The sequence below is a fragment of the Bradyrhizobium sp. C-145 genome, assembly GCF_023375135.1.
In the GTDB taxonomy this organism is placed as follows: Bacteria; Pseudomonadota; Alphaproteobacteria; order Rhizobiales; family Xanthobacteraceae; genus Bradyrhizobium; species Bradyrhizobium zhanjiangense.
This window is the reverse complement of sequence record NZ_CP088150.1, coordinates 5,457,823-5,473,618: the sequence shown is the minus strand read 5'-3', so window position 1 is coordinate 5,473,618 and position 15,796 is coordinate 5,457,823. Positions and strand designations below refer to the sequence as shown.

Sequence of the window (15,796 nt, the reverse complement as noted above, 5' to 3'; positions counted from 1 at the left end):
GCGGGTTGTGTTGCGCCCCTTCCTGCCATGTCTTAACGTCGAGGTACAGAACGACAAAAGTCGTCAAACCCGCGACGCCGGACCGGAAACGCCATGATCGAATTCTTCTTCGACTGTTCCAGCCCCTGGACCTATCTCGCCTTCCACAACATCCAGCCGCTCGCGAAAGAGCTCGGCGCGGAGATCATCTGGCGGCCGATCCTGGTGGGCGGCATCTTCAATACCGTCAACCCGAGTGTCTATGCGCAGCGGGAGAAGCCGGTGCCGCTGAAGGCGCGCTACATGAAGAAGGACCTCGCCGACTGGGCCCGCTCGGCTGGCCTGTCGATCAAGATGCCGCCGACGGTGTTTCCGGTGAACAGCGTCAAGGCGATGCGTGGCTGCATCTGGCTGGGCAAGGACATGGTGCCATTCGCCACCGCCGTGTTCGAGGCCTATTGGGGCGAGGACAAGGACATCTCGCAGGACGCGGTGCTGGCCGAGATCTGCAAGAAGGTGGGTATCGACGAGCAAAAATTCTTCGCCGGCATCGCGGAGCAGGGCATCAAGGACCAGCTCAAGGCGAATATGGAGGAGGTCGTCGCGCGTGGCGGTTTCGGCTCGCCGACGATCTTCGTCGGCAAGACCGACATGTATTTCGGCAATGACCGCCTGCCGCTGATCCGCGAGGCGCTGCAGCGTCAAAGGGCGAGTGCGGCCTGATGGTGCGGGCTGTCGTTTGCCGCGAACTCGGCGCGCCCGAGACGTTGCGGCTGGAAGAGTTTCCGTCGCCGCCGCTTGGGCATGGCGAGGTGCGCGTTGCGATCCGCGCTGCCGGCCTGAACTTTCCCGATGTGCTGATGGCGGCGGGCGAATATCAGCTCAAGCCGGAGCTGCCGTTCACGCCCGGCATGGAAGCCGCCGGGGACGTGATCGAAGTGGGGGCGGAGGCGGGGGGCGTTGCCGTCGGCGACAAGGTCATCGTGAAGATGCGCCACGGCGCCTTCACCGATGAGGCGGTGGTGACGCCGTCGCAGCTCACCCCCAAGCCGTCCACGTTCGACTATGCGGAAGCTGCGACCTATCTCGCCGGCCACGGCACGGCCTATCATGCACTGATCGATCGCGGCCGGGTCGCGCCGGGCGAGGTGTTGCTGGTGCACGGCGCCGGCGGCGGCGTCGGCCTTGCCGCCGTCGAGATCGGCAAGATGCTGGGCGCGACCGTGATTGCGACCGCCTCCAGCGACGAGAAGCTGGCGATCGCGAAATCGCGCGGCGCCGATCATCTCGTCCGCTACGATCGCGAGCCGTTTCGCGATGCCGTCAAGCGCATCACCGACGGCCGCGGCGCCGATGTCGTGTTCGATCCCGTCGGCGGCCAGGTTTTCGAGGATTCGATGCGCTGCATCGCCTGGGGCGCGCGGCTTCTGGTGATCGGCTTCACCGGCGGCATCGGTTCGGCCAAGACCAATCTGCTGCTGATCAAGGGCGCCAGCGTGTTGGGGGTGCGCGCCGGCGAGGCCGTGCGGAGAAATCCCGCGCTCGGCGAAGTGCGCCTGAAGGCACTGCTGCAATGGGCGGAGGAAGGCAAGCTGCGCCCGAACGTCTCGCATCGCCTGCCGCTGGAAGACTATGCGAAGGCGATGCGGTTGCTGATCGAGCGCAAGGCGATTGGGCGCGTCGCGCTGATTATGGATTGACGGTGCCGCTGAACCGCGGCTGCGCGAAGCGCAGTCCGCTGGCGTAATCCACCACTTCTACCAGAGCGGAAAGCAAAGAGGTGGGTTACGCCCTGCAGTGCCGTAGGGTGGGCAAAGCGACTTGTCCGCCGTAGCGCGGAGAGCGAAGGCGGAAGCGTGCCCACCATTCTGGTTTCGGTTGCGGGTAGATGGTGGGCACGGCGCGATGCGCCTTTGCCCACCCTTGTAATAGCGCAATCAGATATTGTCGGCGTGTTCCGTGAGGAATGGCCTGCCGCGGCTGCAACCCGCGGCAGGCCGCTGGCGATCGGATCGCGCCCACCCTGAGCAGTTTGTGGCTGCCCCGTAGCAGGATCGCGCCAGCACCTTCATCGGACCCGGATGGTTGCCGGAACAATCAGGTTCGCTTCACAAGGCAGGGTCGACGAAGATGGCACAGACTAGCACGACGACAGCGGGAATCGATACGTCCAAGGCGAAGCTCGACATTGTAGTTCATGGTCGAGACGAGGGTTGGGAGGTCGCCAACGACCTTCCCGGTTGGCGGAAGCTGGTGCAACTGCTGACCAAAGCTGGCGTCAAGCGAGTCGGGATCGAAGCGACCGGCGGTTACGAGCGTGGGGTAGTGGAGCATTTGCGTGCGGCCGGCGTCATCGTGCTGGTGCTGCAGCCGATCCAGGTCAAGGCGTTCGGCCGCTCCCGATTGCGTCGCGCCAAGAACGATACGCTGGATGCCGCGCTGATTGCTGCCTGCGCGGCATCGCTCGAAGAGGTGAGGAGTGCGCCGGATCCGCGCTTGGCGGAGCTCGCCGAGCAGCTCACCTTCCTCGAGCAGATCGAGGACGACATCAAGCGCTTCAAGACCCGGCTCGAGCATCTCGATAAGCCTGGGCTACGCCGCATCGTGCTGGATGACATTGCCCGGTTGAAGGCAAGGCGGCTCTCCCAAATCCGTCACATCGCCAAGCAACTACGCGCTCACCACGATCTCGCTGTCCGCCTTGACCTCGTGATGAGCATTCCCGGGATCGGTGAGCGCACGGCACTGGCCCTCCTGGTCCGCATGCCTGAACTCGGCCGTGTCAGCCGGGAGGAAGTCGCAGCCCTTGCCGGGCTGGCTCCCTTCGACAACGATAGCGGGCAGTACACGGGCCAACGCCGTATCGCCGGCGGCCGCGCTCGCCTGCGTCGCTCTCTGTTTGCGGCAGCCCTGCCTGCGGCCTTCCGCTGGAATAAGGCCGTCATGGCCCTCTATGCCCGCCTGACTGCGGCCGGAAAGGCTCACAATGCCGCTCTCATCGCATGCGCGCGCAAGCTGCTCATCTATGCCAACACCGTCGTGCAACGCGGAACGCCGTGGACTGAAAAACTCCTCGGCGTTTAATGGTTGCTACGAGAGCCTCACTTGTACTCCCGCTCGGTCCACCACGGGAAATAATCCGGCATATCGCTGGACACCTTGTTCTTGAACTGCGCCGGACGCTTCTCCAGGAACGACACCACGCCTTCCTTCACGTCCTCCGAACGGCCGCGGGCATAGATGCCGCGGCTGTCGACCTTGTGGGCCTCCATCGGATCGTCTGCGCCCATCATGCGCCACATCATCTGGCGGATCAGGGCGATCGATACCGGCGCGGTCTTGGCGGCAAATTCCTTGGCAAGTGCGCGCGCGGTTGGCAGGAGATCATCCGGCGCGACGACCTTGCTGACGAGACGCCCCGCAAGCGCCTCTTGTGCCGGGAAGACGCGGCCCGAATAGCACCATTCCAAGGCCTGCGAGATGCCGACGATGCGCGGCAGGAACCAGCTCGAGGCGGCCTCCGGCACGATGCCGCGCTGGGAGAACACGAAGCCGAAGCGCGCGGCGTCCGAGGCGATGCGGATGTCCATGGCGAGCTGCATGGTGACGCCGATGCCGACCGCGGGGCCGTTCACCGCGGCAATCACCGGCTTCAGGCATTTGAAGATGCGTAGCGTGACCTGACCGCCGCCATCGCGCACCTGCGAATCGCTATAATCGACCTTGCCGTCGGCGAAGCGCTTCACCGGCCCGCGGCGCGCGTCGCGGTCGAACGTGTCGGCGCCGGAGGAGAGATCGGCGCCCGCGCAAAAACCGCGGCCGGCCCCGGTGACGATGATGGCGCGAACATTGTCGTCCTTGTCGGCGGCGTCGAACGCGCCGATCAACTCTGCTTGCATCTGCGCGTTGAAGGCGTTGAGCTTGTCGGGCCGGTTCAGCGTAATGGTGAGGATCTGCTCGGCAACCTCGTATTTGATCGTCTCATACGCCATGGTGGTTTCCTTCCGTTGTTCTTTTCACTGCGTGAGCGGCAGAGGCTTATCCTCCCCTGTAGGGGGAGGGTCGATCGCGCGTAGCGCGAGCGGGGTGGGGTGATCTCTCCTCTCGGGCACGGTCGGACGCGGAGAGACCGTCACCCCACCCCGTCTCACATTTCGCTCCGCTCAATGTGAGCCGACCCTCCCCCTCCAGGGCCCCTCCAGGGGAGGGTAAGCAAGAGAGGCTCCGCATGCTGCCCGTCCCAAGTCATTCGGGCTTGCGCCTAAAGGGCGCGCTTCCCGGGATGAGGAGAGCGTCTTACCGCCCCGGCGGCTTGGGCCAGGGCCGCTGCGCCCCGCGCAGACCCTCAAACACCTTGGCAATGCCGAGCACTCCGATATCGTCGAAGCGGCGGCCGACGATCTGCACGCCGATGGGAAAACCCTTGGCGTCGAAGCCGCCGTTGACGGAGATCGCAGGGTTCTCCGACATATTCCACGGCACGGTATAGGCGATGTGCTCGAACGGCTTCATCGGATCGTTGGTCGGCGAGGCCCATTCCACCGGATAGTTCACGTTCGGGGCGGTCGGCGAGACCACATAATCGAGCTCGCAGAACAGTTTTCCTGCGGCCGCGCGGATCGCCATGGTCTGGTTGAAGCCGCGGATGACGTCGACGCCGGACAGCTTGGCGCCGGACTCGCCCCACTTGAAGATGTAGGGCAGCACCTTGGCCTGCTCGGCCGGCGTCAGCTTGGACAGATCGTCCCACATCCGTGCACGCCAGAAATTGTCGAGGCCGTCGAGCATCTCGCGGGTGAGGATGCCGTCGACCTCGGTGACGACGGCGCCGGCGGATTCGAACGCCTTGGCCGCCTTCACGGCGACCTCGCGCACCGGCTTGTCCAGCGGCATGCCGACGCCGGGATCGAGCATCAAGCCGATGCGCAGTTTGCGCGGAGACTTCTCCAGCCCCTTCCAGTTGAGGGGCTCGGCCGGCAGGCTCATGCCGTCGCGCCGGTCGGGTTTTGCAATCGCGCTCATCATCAGCGCGCAATCATCGACCGTGCGGGTCATGGGTCCGGCGACGCGGCCGACGTAGGTGGGATCGATCGGCACGCGGCCAAAGCTCGGCTTCAGGCCGACGAGGCCGCACCAACCCGCGGGCAGGCGCACCGAGCCGCCGATATCGGTGCCGAGATGCAACGGACCATAGCCGGCTGCCGCGGCAGCACCGGCGCCCGCGCTGGAGCCGCCGGGGTTCTTGGAGAGGTCCCAGGGATTGCGCGCGAGCGCGTGGAAGCTGGAGAGACCGGAGGACAGCATGCCGTAATCGGGCATGGTGGTCTTGGCGAAGATGATCGCACCGGCCTCGCGCAGCCGCGCGGCGGGAGGCGCGTCCTTCTCGGCCGGCACCAGCTTGACGCTGGCAGCGCCCAGCGGCACCGGCACGCCCTTGGTCGCGATATTGTCCTTCACCGTGACAGGCACGCCGTCGAGCGCGCCGGACGGCTCGCCGCCGGTCCAGCGCGCGGTCGAGGCCTTCGCGGCCTCGCGCGCGGCCTCGGGGTCGAATGCATAGAGCGCTTTCAGATGCGGTTCCCACGCCGCGACGTGCGCAAGCACGTCCTCCAGCACCTCGCTCGGCGAGAACTGCTTGGCGCGATAGCCCGCGATCAGATCGACCGCGGACAGATCATGCAGCGAGGTGACCGTCTCTTCGGCGCTCTTTTTATGCATGGCTACCCACCGGCATGCGGGTCTCGATGATGCGGGCGAACATGCTGGCGCCGATCGGCAGGATCTTGTCGTCGAGCACGAAGCCGGGATTGTGCACGGGCACCGAGCCGTCGTGGCCAACCCAGAAATAGGCGCCGGGAATGGTCTGCAGCATGTCGGCAAAATCCTCGCTGCCCATCTTCGGCTGGGCGCGGGTGATCACGTTGGCGGGATCGACCACCGTGCGCGCGACCTCCTCGACCACCTTGGACTGCTCGACCTGGTTGATCAGGACGCCAAAAGTGTCGCGGATGTCGGCTTCGATCGTGCACTGGAACGCAGCTGCTATGCCGGCACAGATCGTGCGGATGCGCTCGCTGATCAGGGCGCGAACTTCATCCGAGAAGGTGCGGATGGTGCCGCAGAGATGCGCTTCGCCGGGGATGACGTTGTAGGCGGAGCCGGCATGGATCTGGGTGATCGAAATGACGGCGGACTGCAGCGGCTCGACGTTGCGGCTGACGATGGTTTGGATCGCCTGCGCCAGCGTGGTCGCGATGATCACCGCGTCCTTGGACCGCTCGGGCATCGCGCCATGCGCGCCATAGCCGGTGATGCGGAGGTCGAAGAAGTCGGCGCTGGCCATCGCCGGACCCGGCAGGATCGCGATCTCGCCATGGTTGAGATCGGGCGCGTTGTGCAGGCCGTAGAGCTCGTCGCAGGGGAATTTCTCGAACAGGCCGTCCTTGATCATCGCGCGGGCGCCGCCGAGGCCTTCCTCGGCCGGCTGGAAGATCAGGTGCACAGTGCCGTCGAAATTCCTGGTCTCGGCGAGGTAGCGCGCGGTGCCGAGCAGCATGGTGGTGTGGCCGTCATGACCGCAGCCGTGGAAGCGGCCGGGGATCTTCGAGCTCCATTTCAGATTGGTGTTCTCCTCCATCGGCAGCGCGTCCATGTCGGCGCGCAGGCCGATGCGCTTGCCGCTCGTCCCCTTGCCCTTGATGACGCCGATCACGCCGGTGCCGCCGAGACCGCGATGCACCTCGATGCCCCAGCTCTTCAGCTTGTCGGCGACAATACCGGAGGTGCGCACTTCCTCGAACCCGATCTCGGGATGGGCGTGGAGGTCGCGCCTGATAGCAGTGAGTTCGTCGGCATAGCCGTCGATGCGGTCGATCGTGGGCATGTGTCCTGTCCGGTTAGCGTGATGGGGGATGGAAGGCGGGGCCGTTCGGCTTGATGCGGATGCCCGGCCGCAGGCGCGTCCAGGGCAGGGAGGCGGTGTCGGCCGGCATCGCGCCGGGGGCGGCGCAGATCAGCAGCTTCTCCGCGATCGGCTCGAAATCGGCGCGGAAGTGCACCGAGCTCTTGTTGACCAGGATCTTCTGCGCGGTCGGCTCGATGCCGACATAGCGGTACATCGCCTGGTCGGCGAGTTGCGCCTTGTGCGAGGAGACGACGACGCGGACGTCACCGATGCGCAAGGCTGCGGAGGGGCCCATCTCCATCTCGCGGCCGCCATAATAAGGACCGGGCGCGATGAAGCGGCCGTCGGAGAGCTTTTCGACGACGAAGGTCTCGCGATAGGGCTCGTCGCCGGGGATGCCGGATTTGCCGCCGAGCGACAGCGTCACGGTGGCGCCGACGCCGGCTTCATGCGCCGCCTTGGCCGAGACCGGATCGTAGATCGCCCCCGTCGCGGCGCTCGCGTTGTTGCGCACCAGCGCGCGCAGCATGCCTGTGGTGTCGGAATCCCCGCCCGCGCCGGGATTGTCCTGGGTGTCGGCGATGATGATCGGCTTGCTCGCGCTCTTGGAAAGCTCCATCGCGTGGCGCACGCATTCGTCGGGTGACCAGATCTTGCCGTCGAAATCGTCCTCGTGGCTCTCGATCAGCTTGAGAAGCGCATCCGCCGCGCGATCGGCGTCGGCTTGCGTCTTGCCATAGGCGAACACGCTCGGTCCGCAATCGCGGAAATCGGCTGCGGGGAAGCCCGGTGCGAAGGACAACGTCGGAACCGCATCGCTCTCCAGCGCGGCGAGCCTCTCGTAGATGCATTGGGTGGGCTGGTCGTTGGTACACTGCCAGCTGATCGGGATCAAGAACGGCAACTGCCGGAACGCCTTTGCGAAGCGCTGCTTGGTCTTCAGCAGCAGCGCCAGATGTTTTGCGCAGGCGCGGCCGGTCGCAGCCATGTCGACATGCGGATAGGTGCGGTAGGCGATCAGCGCGTCGGCGTGCTCGATCATCTCGGGCGTGACGTTGGCGTGCAGGTCGAGGCTCGCGACCAGCGGAACATCCTTGCCGATGACGCGGCGCACGCGCGCCAAGATCTCGCCTTCGCCATCGTCGAGATGTTCGGTTACCATCGCCCCGTGCAGGTCGAGATAGACGGCATCGAGCGGACCGGCGGCTGCGATGCCGTCGACCATCACCTTCACGATGCGCTCGAAAGCATCCTTGGTGACATGCGCCGACGGGCTCGCACCGCAGGCGATCGTTGGAATGAGTTCCCAATCGTGTACTTCAGCGCTGTCGACGAAGCCGGCGAGACCGACATTGATGCGCCGCATCACCTTCAGCACGTCGGCGCCTTCAGTCATCGCCGGCCAGCCGCCGCCATGCTGGAAGTCGGCGAACGTCGCCTTGGTCGGAGCGAAGGTGTTAGTCTCGTGCAGGAAGCCGCCGACGGCGATGCGTGTCATTACTCAGTCCAGGCCATTGAAAGTGCGCGACGTTAGCCTCTGCTTTGCCGCGAGAGCAAGGTGGGAAGCAATCGCGCCATGCATAGGGTCAGATCGTTTTGGGAATGCTGCGGATGCGGTGGGGTGTTGTGAGAGGAGCCATCTGCCATACCTCCGGTGTCGTCCTGGCGAAGGCCAGGACCCATACCGCGAGGTCTATCTATGGTGTGCGCTGCTAGTCCCGAGCGATGAGTCTTCGCCAAACTTCTCGCGGGGTAATGGCTCCTGGCTTTCGCCAGGACGACAGCGGGGAGATTTTTACGCGCTCGCCCCCACGCCCTCTGCCACCGGCCGGAAGTTCGCAAAGTCCCAGTCGCGCCCCGGAGCCGCATCTAGCAGCGCCTTGGTGTAGGCCTCCTTCGGGTGCGTCAGCACTTCGGCGGCGGGACCCTGTTCGACGACGCGGCCGTGCTGCATCACCACGACCTCGTCGCAGATTTGTGCGGCGACGCGCAGATCGTGGGTGATGAACAGGATGGCAATGCCGAGCCGCTTCTGGATCTCGTCCAGCAGTTCCAGCACCTGCGCCTGCACGGAGACGTCCAGCGCGGAGACCGCTTCGTCCGCGACCAGCACGTCGGGATCGAGCGCGAGCGCACGGGCAATGGCGATGCGCTGGCGCTGCCCGCCGGAGAACTGATGCGGATAGCGCGACACCGCATCGGCGGGCAGGCCGACCAGCTCCAGCAGCTCGCGCGCCCGCTTCATCGCGTCAGTGTGTGCCACGCCGTAATTGATCGGGCCTTCCGCGATGCTCTCGCCGACGGTGACGCGCGGATTGAGCGAGCGGTAGGGATCCTGGAACACGATCTGGATCTTCTGCCGGTGCGGCTGGAGCAGGCGGCGCGAGATGTCGGCGATCTCGCGGCCGGCGAGGCGCACGCCGCCGGAGGTCGGATCGATCAGGCGGACGATGCAGCGCGCGACCGTCGACTTGCCCGAGCCGCTCTCGCCGACGATGCCGAGCGTGCGGCCCTTGCGCAGCGTCAGCGTCACCTTGTCGGCGGCGACGACCTCGCGGCCTTTGCCGAAGAAGGCGCGCTCCTTGTAGACCTTGCTGAGGTCGTTGGCCTCCAGCACCACCGGCTCACGGGTCTCCTCGCGCGGCGACCGCGGCACCAGGCTCGGCACCGAGGCGAGCAGGTTCCGGGTGTACTCCATGGTTGGATTGCGCAGCACGGTCTCGAGCGGACCGGTCTCGACCAGGCGGCCTTGCCGCATCACCGCGACGCGGTCGGCGATCTCCGCGACCACGCCCATGTCGTGGGTGATGAACAGCACCGCCGTGCCGTGATCGCGCTGGAGATCGCGGATCAGGGTCAAAATCTGCTTCTGCGTGGTGACGTCGAGCGCAGTGGTCGGCTCGTCCGCGATCAGGAGCTTTGGTTCGAGCACCAGGGCCATTGCGATCATGATGCGCTGGCGCTGGCCGCCGGAGAGGCGGTGCGGGTAGGAGGCGAAGATGCGCTCGACCTGCGGCAGGCGCACCTGCTCCATCATATCGAGGATGCGCTTCTTCCGTGTTTTGGCGTCGAGATCGGTATGGGCGCGCAGGACTTCGTCGATCTGGCGGCCGACCGGCACGACCGGATTGAGCGCGGTCATCGGCTCCTGAAAAATCATCGCCATCTGCGTGGCGCGGAGCTGGCGCAGGCGGCGGTCGGTCGCGGTGAGCAGCTCCTCGCCGACCAGCTTGACGCTGCCGCCGGTCGGCACCAGCGTGCCCTTGGGCAACAGGCCCATCGTGGTGAGGGAGGTCACCGACTTGCCCGAGCCGCTTTCGCCGACGAGGCACAGCGTCTCGCGCTCGCGCACCTGGATCGAGATGCCGTCGATGATCTTCGGCCCGCCCGGCTTCTTGCCGACGGAGACGACGAGATTGTTGATGTCGAGGATGGTGTTGGTCATCAGGTCACTCCATCGTCATTGCGAGGAGCCCGCGACAAAATTGCAAAGCAATTTTGCGCTGGCGACGAAGCAATCCAGAATCTTTCCGCGGAGGCAGACCGGATTGCCTCGCTTCGCTCGCAATGACGGAACAAGGGGATGGGCCGGCGAAACAAATCACTTCCCCTCCCGCTGCTTCATGCGCGGATCGAGGGCGTCGCGGGCGGCATCGCCGATCAAATTGATGCTGAGGATGGCGATCGAGAGCAGCAGGCCCGGCCAGAAGATCAGCGACGGCTTGAGCTGGAAGTACTGGCGGCCCTCGGCCATGATATTGCCCCATGTCGGCGTCTCCGGTGAGATGCCGGCGCCGAGGAAGGAGAGAATGGCCTCGGTCAGGATCGCGGAGGCGCAGACATACGTGCCCTGGACGATCAGCGGCGCGATCGTGTTCGGCATCAAATGCCGCCACATGATCTTCGGCAGGCTGGAGCCGACCGAGATCGCCGCCTCGACGTAAGGCTCCTCGCGCGCCGACAGCACCACCGAGCGCACCAGGCGCGCCACGCGCGGGATCTCCGGAATGGTGATCGCGATCAGCACGGTCCAGAGGCTGGCGCCGGAGAGCGACACCACGGCGATCGCGAGCAGGATGCTCGGCATCGCCATCAGGCCGTCCATGATCCGCATCATCACGGCATCGACCAGCTTGAAGAAGCCGGAGACGAGACCGATCGCAAGGCCAATGGCGACGGAGAGAATCGCCGAACCGATGCCGATCAGGAGCGAGATGCGGCCGCCATAGATGACACGCGACAGCAGGTCGCGTCCGTAGGCGTCGGTGCCGAGCAGGAACTGCGCCGACGACGGTTTGAGCCGCTGCGACGGCGCGAGCTGGATCGGATCATGCGGCGCGATCAGCGGCGCCACGATCGAGATCACCACGACCAGCGCGAGGCAGACCGTGGCCGTCGCGATGATCGGCGTCGAGGTAAGAAATCCGAACCGCGGCCGCAGCGGCGACGTGATCGGAATGGACGACTGGGGGAGGCTATCAACCGACATTCTTGTTCTTACCCTTGCCTCAGTACCGGATCCGGGGATCGAGCAGCGTATAGGCGACGTCGATCAGGAGATTGACGACGACATAGATCAGCGACGTCAGCAGGATCATCGCCTGGATCACCGGATAGTCCCGCGCCAGCACCGCGTCCACGGTGAGGCGGCCGATGCCGGGAATGTTGAACACGCTCTCGGTGACGACGACGCCGGAGATCAGCAGCGCAAATCCGGTGCCGATGACGGTGATGACGGGCACCGCCGCGTTGCGCAGCGCATGCCGCATCATCACGGCGACTTCGTTGATGCCCTTGGCGCGTGCGGTGCGGACGTAATCTTCGCCGAGCACGTCGAGCATTGCTGCGCGGGTCATGCGCGCGATCAGCGCGATGTAGATGAAGGAGAGCGCGCAGGTCGGCAGGATGATGCGTTCGAAGAACGGCCCGAAACCATTCGAGATGCTCTTGAAGCCTTGCACCGGCACCCAGCGCAAATCGATCGCGAAGATTTCGATCAGGACATAGCCGACCACGAACACCGGCACGGAGAAGCCGAGCACCGACAGGCCCATCACGAAGCGGTCGATCCAGGTCCCGTGCTTCCACGCCGCGATCACGCCCAAGGGCACGGCGACGATGACGGCGAGAATGATCGTCGACAGCGCGATCGAGATCGACGGCTCGACACGCTGGCCGATCATCTTCATCACCGGCAGGTTGGAGATCAGCGAGGTCCCGAGGTCGCCGTGCAGCAGCTTGTTCACCCAGGTGACGAACTGCACGATCAGGGGCTCGTTGAGGCCGAGCGAGGTGCGGATGCGCTCCAGCCGCTCCGGCGTCGCGTTGTCGCCGGCGAGAATGGCGGCGGGATCGCCGGGGGTGAGGCGGAGCAGCAGGAAGACGAACAGCGCGACGACGCCCATCACGGGCACGGCGGCGAAGATTCGGCGAACGAGATATCCGAGCAAGTTGGATCCGTCAGATTAGAGTCAAATCGTGGCAGGGCGTTCGGCAAGCCTGCCATCAGCCTAACATTTCAGCAATTCCCGTGCCATCCGGGCCACAGCTTTTGCAGTGCGGCCAGTCGTTGTAGGGTGGGCTAAGCGGAGCGTGCCCACCACGTTCAGCAAAATGGTGGCATGGCGCTTCGCGCCAAAATGGTGGCATGGCGCTTCGCGCCTTTGCCCACGCCACGGAATAGCTTCACCATTACTCCAGCGTTGCCAGCAGCCCCGCCATCAGCCGGCCGCGTTCGACCAGGCTTTCGACCTCGATATACTCTTCGAGCGTGTGTCCGTTGCCACCACGCACGCCTAGGCCGTCGAGAGTCGGGATCCCCATTGCGCCGGTGAAGTTGCCGTCGGAGCCGCCGCCGGCACTCGCATGCGGCAGTTCGGCGCCGAGCGACTTGGCGATGCCGCGGGCCTTTTCATACAACGCCATGGTCCCGGCATCCGGTTCCCACACCGGGCGCGTCACGCCGCGGGTAACCTTGAAGGTGACATCATTGGTTGTGCCTGACAGCGCCAGCATCCTCTCGACGCCGCGATCGAGGTCGGCCTGGCGCTTGGCCATCGACAGCGCCTCGCCTGTGGCGGTCGTGGCAACGCAATTGACCCATTGTCCGCCATGCACGACGCCGACCGAGAAGGTGCAATCGTCCGTGGTCATCGCGTCGATCGCGAGGATCTGCCGGGCCATCTCGCGGATCGCCGAGCGTCCCGCCGACAGCGTCGCGCCGGCGTGGCTCGGCCGTCCCGTCGCCTCGAGATTGAAACGCGCGATGGCGTAACGTCCGGTGGTGACGCCATTGTCGGCGCGGCCAGGCTCGGGCACCAGCACGTATTTGTTGCGCGCGGCCTCCGCCTCGATGATGTCGCGGGTCGAGGGCGTGCCGACTTCCTCGTCGGGCGTGAAGAGCACCGTGATCGGCAGCGGCGTGGTGAAGGCGGCGCGCGCCAGCTGCCGGATCGCTTCCAGCGAGAGATAGTTGCCGCCCTTCATGTCGTAGATGCCGGGGCCGTAGCACTTGTTGCCCTCACGCCGCCATTTCAGCTTCTCGATGGTGCCGACCGGGTGGACGGTATCCATGTGCCCGGCGATCAGGATGCCGGGCTCGCCCTGCTTCGGATGGGGAAAGCGCGCGCGGATCACGTCGCCAAAGCCCCGGCGGCCGGCGATGCGTTCGATGGTCGCACCCATGATGGCCATATCCTGCGCTGCGAAATCGAGCATGCGATTCACGGCGCCCGCGTCCCAGGTCGGGCTCTCGCATTCCACCCAGCCGCGCAGGCCCTGGAGCATCGCCTCGGAATCGAAGGGAAGATTGGCTGGATTCATCTCAATGTCTCTCAAGCTTCGAAAATGGAACGCGCATTGCATCGGCGCGGGGCAGGACAGGCAGAGAGTGTTGTAGAGCCAAACCGATCCTTGTGGAGCCCGTGCACACGCCGCGAGGGCTTGCAGCGAAACCGGATTGACGCGCTCGGCACTGTCTGCAAGTCTCGAAAAGATAAAGGCATTGCATGAGGTTAGTTCGCCCAAAGAACGAACCGGATGCTCAACCAATAATCTGCCTTTGAACAGTTTCACGTCAGGAGAAACTTTCCATGTTCAACTTCATGCGCCGGGGGTCTCGCGCGTTTGCCTCCAAACTTGCGCTATCGGTCGTCGCGCTGTCCACGGCGATGGCCTCGCCGGTGTTTGCCGCCGGCAAGACCATCACGGCGGTGATGCATTCGGATCTGCGCATCATCGATCCGATCTTCACCACGGCCTACATCACGCGTGACCATGGCTACATGGTTTACGACACGCTGGTGGCCACCGATTCGAACTTCAAGATCCAGCCGCAGATGGCGGACTGGAAGATCTCCGACGACAAGCTCACCTACACCTTCACGCTGCGCGACGGCCTGAAGTGGCATGACGGTGCACCGGTCACGGCGGAAGACTGCGTCGCCTCGCTGAAGCGTTGGGCCGCGGTCGACGGCATGGGCCAGAAGCTCATGGATTTCACCGCGAGCATCGAGGCGACGGACGCCAAGACCATCACGTTGAAGCTCAAGGAGCCCTACGGCCTCGTGCTCGATTCGATCGGCAAGCCGTCCTCGCGCGTCGCCTTCATGATGCCGAAGCGCCTCGCCGAGACGCCGCCGGACAAGCAGATCCCGGAGCAGATCGGCTCGGGTCCCTTCAAGTTCGTGCAGTCGGAATTCCAGCCGGGCGTGAAGGCGGTCTACGTCAAGAACACCGATTACGTGCCGCGCAAGGAGCCGGCGAGTTGGACCTCCGGCGGCAAGGTGGTGAAGGTCGACCGCGTCGAATGGATCACCATGCCGGACTCCCAGACCGCGGTGAACGCGCTGCAGTCGGGCGACATCGATTTCATGGAAAATCTGCCCTACGACATGCTGCCGATACTGGAGGCGAACAAGGAGCTCACGCTCGAGGTCTCGAACAAGTTCGGCTTTCAGACGCTCGGCCGGATGAACTTCCTTCATCCGCCGTTCGATAACGTGAAGGTGCGCCGGGCTGCCTTGCTGGCGATAAACCAGAAGGACGTGCTCGACGCGCTGGTCGGAAACCCGAAGTACCAGAAGATCTGTGGCGCGTTCTTCGTGTGCGATACGCCGCTCGCGACCGAGGTCGGCGGGGAAACCCTGGTGAAGGGCAACGGCATGGCGGAAGCCAAGAAGGCGCTCGCCGAGTCCGGCTATGACGGTACCCCGGTCGTGATCATGGCCCCTGGCGATGTCACGACGCTGAAGGCGCAGCCGATCGTTGCGGCCCAGCTGCTGCGCGAGGCCGGCTTCAAGGTCGATTTGCAAGCGACCGACTGGCAGACCGTGGTGAGCCGCCGCGCCAGCCAGAAGCCGCCGAAGGAGGGCGGGTGGAACATGTTCTTCACCAACTGGGTCGCGGCCGACGTCTCCAACCCGATCACCAATCTCTCGATCGGCGGCCAGGGCAAGAAGGGCGGCTGGTTCGGCTGGGCGGAAGACGCCAAGATCGAGCAGCTCAAGGACGCCTTCGTCCGCGCGTCCTCGCTCGACGAGCAGAAGAAGATCGCAGCCGACATCCAGAAGGAAGCGTATGAGCAGGTGATCTACATTCCGCTGGGGCAGTATCTGCTGCCGAGCGGCTGGCGCAAATCGCTCAGCGGCGTGCTCGACGGTCCCGCGACTCCGCTGTTCTGGAACATTGACAAGTCGGAGTAGGGGCAGGCCAGACCACGCGTCTTTCGTCTCCCTCACCACGCGGCGCCGCTGTCATCAGCGGCGCCGTTGCCTTTTGTCGACCTTGCGTTGGCTGAGAGGCCGGAGCGTTTTTAACCGTTCCAGTTTTCAATTGTTGCTATTTGTTTCTGTCCTGAAATAGATGTGTCGTCCTCGCGCATCGCTTTTCCTTCTTTCATTTGATTCCCGTGCC

Annotated in this window: 12 protein-coding genes; 4 read left to right on the top strand and 8 right to left on the bottom strand. The window is 64.8% G+C overall.

What is annotated here, in order from left to right:
• The first annotated feature begins 93 nt into the window (after positions 1 to 93).
• The 3 genes from LRP30_RS25870 to LRP30_RS25860 all read left to right on the top strand — a co-directional run bounded on the left by LRP30_RS25870 (position 94) and on the right by LRP30_RS25860 (position 3,063).
• Positions 94 to 702, top strand: a complete 609-nt coding sequence (locus LRP30_RS25870; protein ID WP_249756662.1) for a 2-hydroxychromene-2-carboxylate isomerase — start codon at positions 94 to 96, stop codon at positions 700 to 702.
• Positions 702 to 1,679, top strand: a complete 978-nt coding sequence (locus LRP30_RS25865; RefSeq protein ID WP_128932982.1) for an NADPH:quinone oxidoreductase family protein — start codon at positions 702 to 704, stop codon at positions 1,677 to 1,679. Before LRP30_RS25870 ends, LRP30_RS25865 begins: the two co-directional genes overlap by 1 nt.
• 430 nt (positions 1,680 to 2,109) lie before the next feature.
• On the top strand, positions 2,110 to 3,063 hold the full coding sequence (locus tag LRP30_RS25860; protein ID WP_128933498.1) for an IS110 family transposase: 954 nt from the start codon (positions 2,110 to 2,112) through the stop codon (positions 3,061 to 3,063).
• A gap of 17 nt (positions 3,064 to 3,080) precedes the next feature.
• Here LRP30_RS25860 and LRP30_RS25855 read toward each other — a convergent pair whose 3' ends face one another.
• The 8 genes from LRP30_RS25855 to LRP30_RS25820 form a co-directional block, all read right to left on the bottom strand.
• Complete coding sequence (locus LRP30_RS25855) at positions 3,081 to 3,971, bottom strand: crotonase/enoyl-CoA hydratase family protein (protein ID WP_128932984.1); 891 nt, start codon at positions 3,969 to 3,971, stop codon at positions 3,081 to 3,083.
• A gap of 304 nt (positions 3,972 to 4,275) precedes the next feature.
• On the bottom strand, positions 4,276 to 5,697 hold the full coding sequence (locus LRP30_RS25850; protein ID WP_128932985.1) for an amidase: 1,422 nt from the start codon (positions 5,695 to 5,697) through the stop codon (positions 4,276 to 4,278).
• Entirely contained in the window at positions 5,690 to 6,862 is a 1,173-nt protein-coding gene (locus LRP30_RS25845; RefSeq protein ID WP_128932986.1) for a M20 aminoacylase family protein, read from the bottom strand. The genes LRP30_RS25850 and LRP30_RS25845 overlap by 8 nt, the downstream gene beginning before the upstream one ends.
• Before the next feature lie 13 nt (positions 6,863 to 6,875).
• Entirely contained in the window at positions 6,876 to 8,381 is a 1,506-nt protein-coding gene (locus tag LRP30_RS25840) for a M81 family metallopeptidase (protein ID WP_128932987.1), read from the bottom strand.
• A 297-nt stretch (positions 8,382 to 8,678) separates the two neighbouring features.
• Positions 8,679 to 10,328: an ABC transporter ATP-binding protein gene (locus LRP30_RS25835; protein WP_128932988.1), complete on the bottom strand. Its 1,650-nt coding sequence runs from the start codon at positions 10,326 to 10,328 to the stop codon at positions 8,679 to 8,681.
• 156 nt (positions 10,329 to 10,484) lie between these two features.
• The gene (locus tag LRP30_RS25830; RefSeq protein ID WP_091888843.1) at positions 10,485 to 11,372 is read right to left on the bottom strand and encodes an ABC transporter permease; all 888 of its coding nucleotides are present in this window, start codon (positions 11,370 to 11,372) and stop codon (positions 10,485 to 10,487) included.
• 19 nt (positions 11,373 to 11,391) lie between these two features.
• Positions 11,392 to 12,333, bottom strand: a complete 942-nt coding sequence (locus LRP30_RS25825) for an ABC transporter permease (protein ID WP_164934790.1) — start codon at positions 12,331 to 12,333, stop codon at positions 11,392 to 11,394.
• Between the two features lie 241 nt (positions 12,334 to 12,574).
• Positions 12,575 to 13,705, bottom strand: coding sequence for a M20/M25/M40 family metallo-hydrolase (locus tag LRP30_RS25820; RefSeq protein ID WP_128932989.1), 1,131 nt, complete (start codon positions 13,703 to 13,705; stop codon positions 12,575 to 12,577).
• A gap of 269 nt (positions 13,706 to 13,974) precedes the next feature.
• On the opposite strand from LRP30_RS25820, the gene LRP30_RS25815 reads away from it, so the two are divergent.
• Entirely contained in the window at positions 13,975 to 15,585 is a 1,611-nt protein-coding gene (locus tag LRP30_RS25815; protein ID WP_128932990.1) for an ABC transporter substrate-binding protein, read from the top strand.
• Positions 15,586 to 15,796 lie beyond the last annotated feature (211 nt).

Excerpts from the sequence above, each read along its gene's own strand:
- LRP30_RS25870 (WP_249756662.1), top strand. The coding sequence starts at position 94 with ATGATCGAATTCTTCTTCGACTGTTCCAGCCCCTGGACCTATCTCGCC.
- LRP30_RS25865 (WP_128932982.1), top strand. The coding sequence starts at position 702 with ATGGTGCGGGCTGTCGTTTGCCGCGAACTCGGCGCGCCCGAGACGTTG.
- LRP30_RS25860 (WP_128933498.1), top strand. The coding sequence starts at position 2,110 with ATGGCACAGACTAGCACGACGACAGCGGGAATCGATACGTCCAAGGCG.
- LRP30_RS25855 (WP_128932984.1), bottom strand. The coding sequence starts at position 3,971 with ATGGCGTATGAGACGATCAAATACGAGGTTGCCGAGCAGATCCTCACC.
- LRP30_RS25850 (WP_128932985.1), bottom strand. The coding sequence starts at position 5,697 with ATGCATAAAAAGAGCGCCGAAGAGACGGTCACCTCGCTGCATGATCTG.
- LRP30_RS25845 (WP_128932986.1), bottom strand. The coding sequence starts at position 6,862 with ATGCCCACGATCGACCGCATCGACGGCTATGCCGACGAACTCACTGCT.
- LRP30_RS25840 (WP_128932987.1), bottom strand. The coding sequence starts at position 8,381 with ATGACACGCATCGCCGTCGGCGGCTTCCTGCACGAGACTAACACCTTC.
- LRP30_RS25835 (WP_128932988.1), bottom strand. The coding sequence starts at position 10,328 with ATGACCAACACCATCCTCGACATCAACAATCTCGTCGTCTCCGTCGGC.
- LRP30_RS25830 (WP_091888843.1), bottom strand. The coding sequence starts at position 11,372 with ATGTCGGTTGATAGCCTCCCCCAGTCGTCCATTCCGATCACGTCGCCG.
- LRP30_RS25820 (WP_128932989.1), bottom strand. The coding sequence starts at position 13,705 with ATGAATCCAGCCAATCTTCCCTTCGATTCCGAGGCGATGCTCCAGGGC.
- LRP30_RS25815 (WP_128932990.1), top strand. The coding sequence starts at position 13,975 with ATGTTCAACTTCATGCGCCGGGGGTCTCGCGCGTTTGCCTCCAAACTT.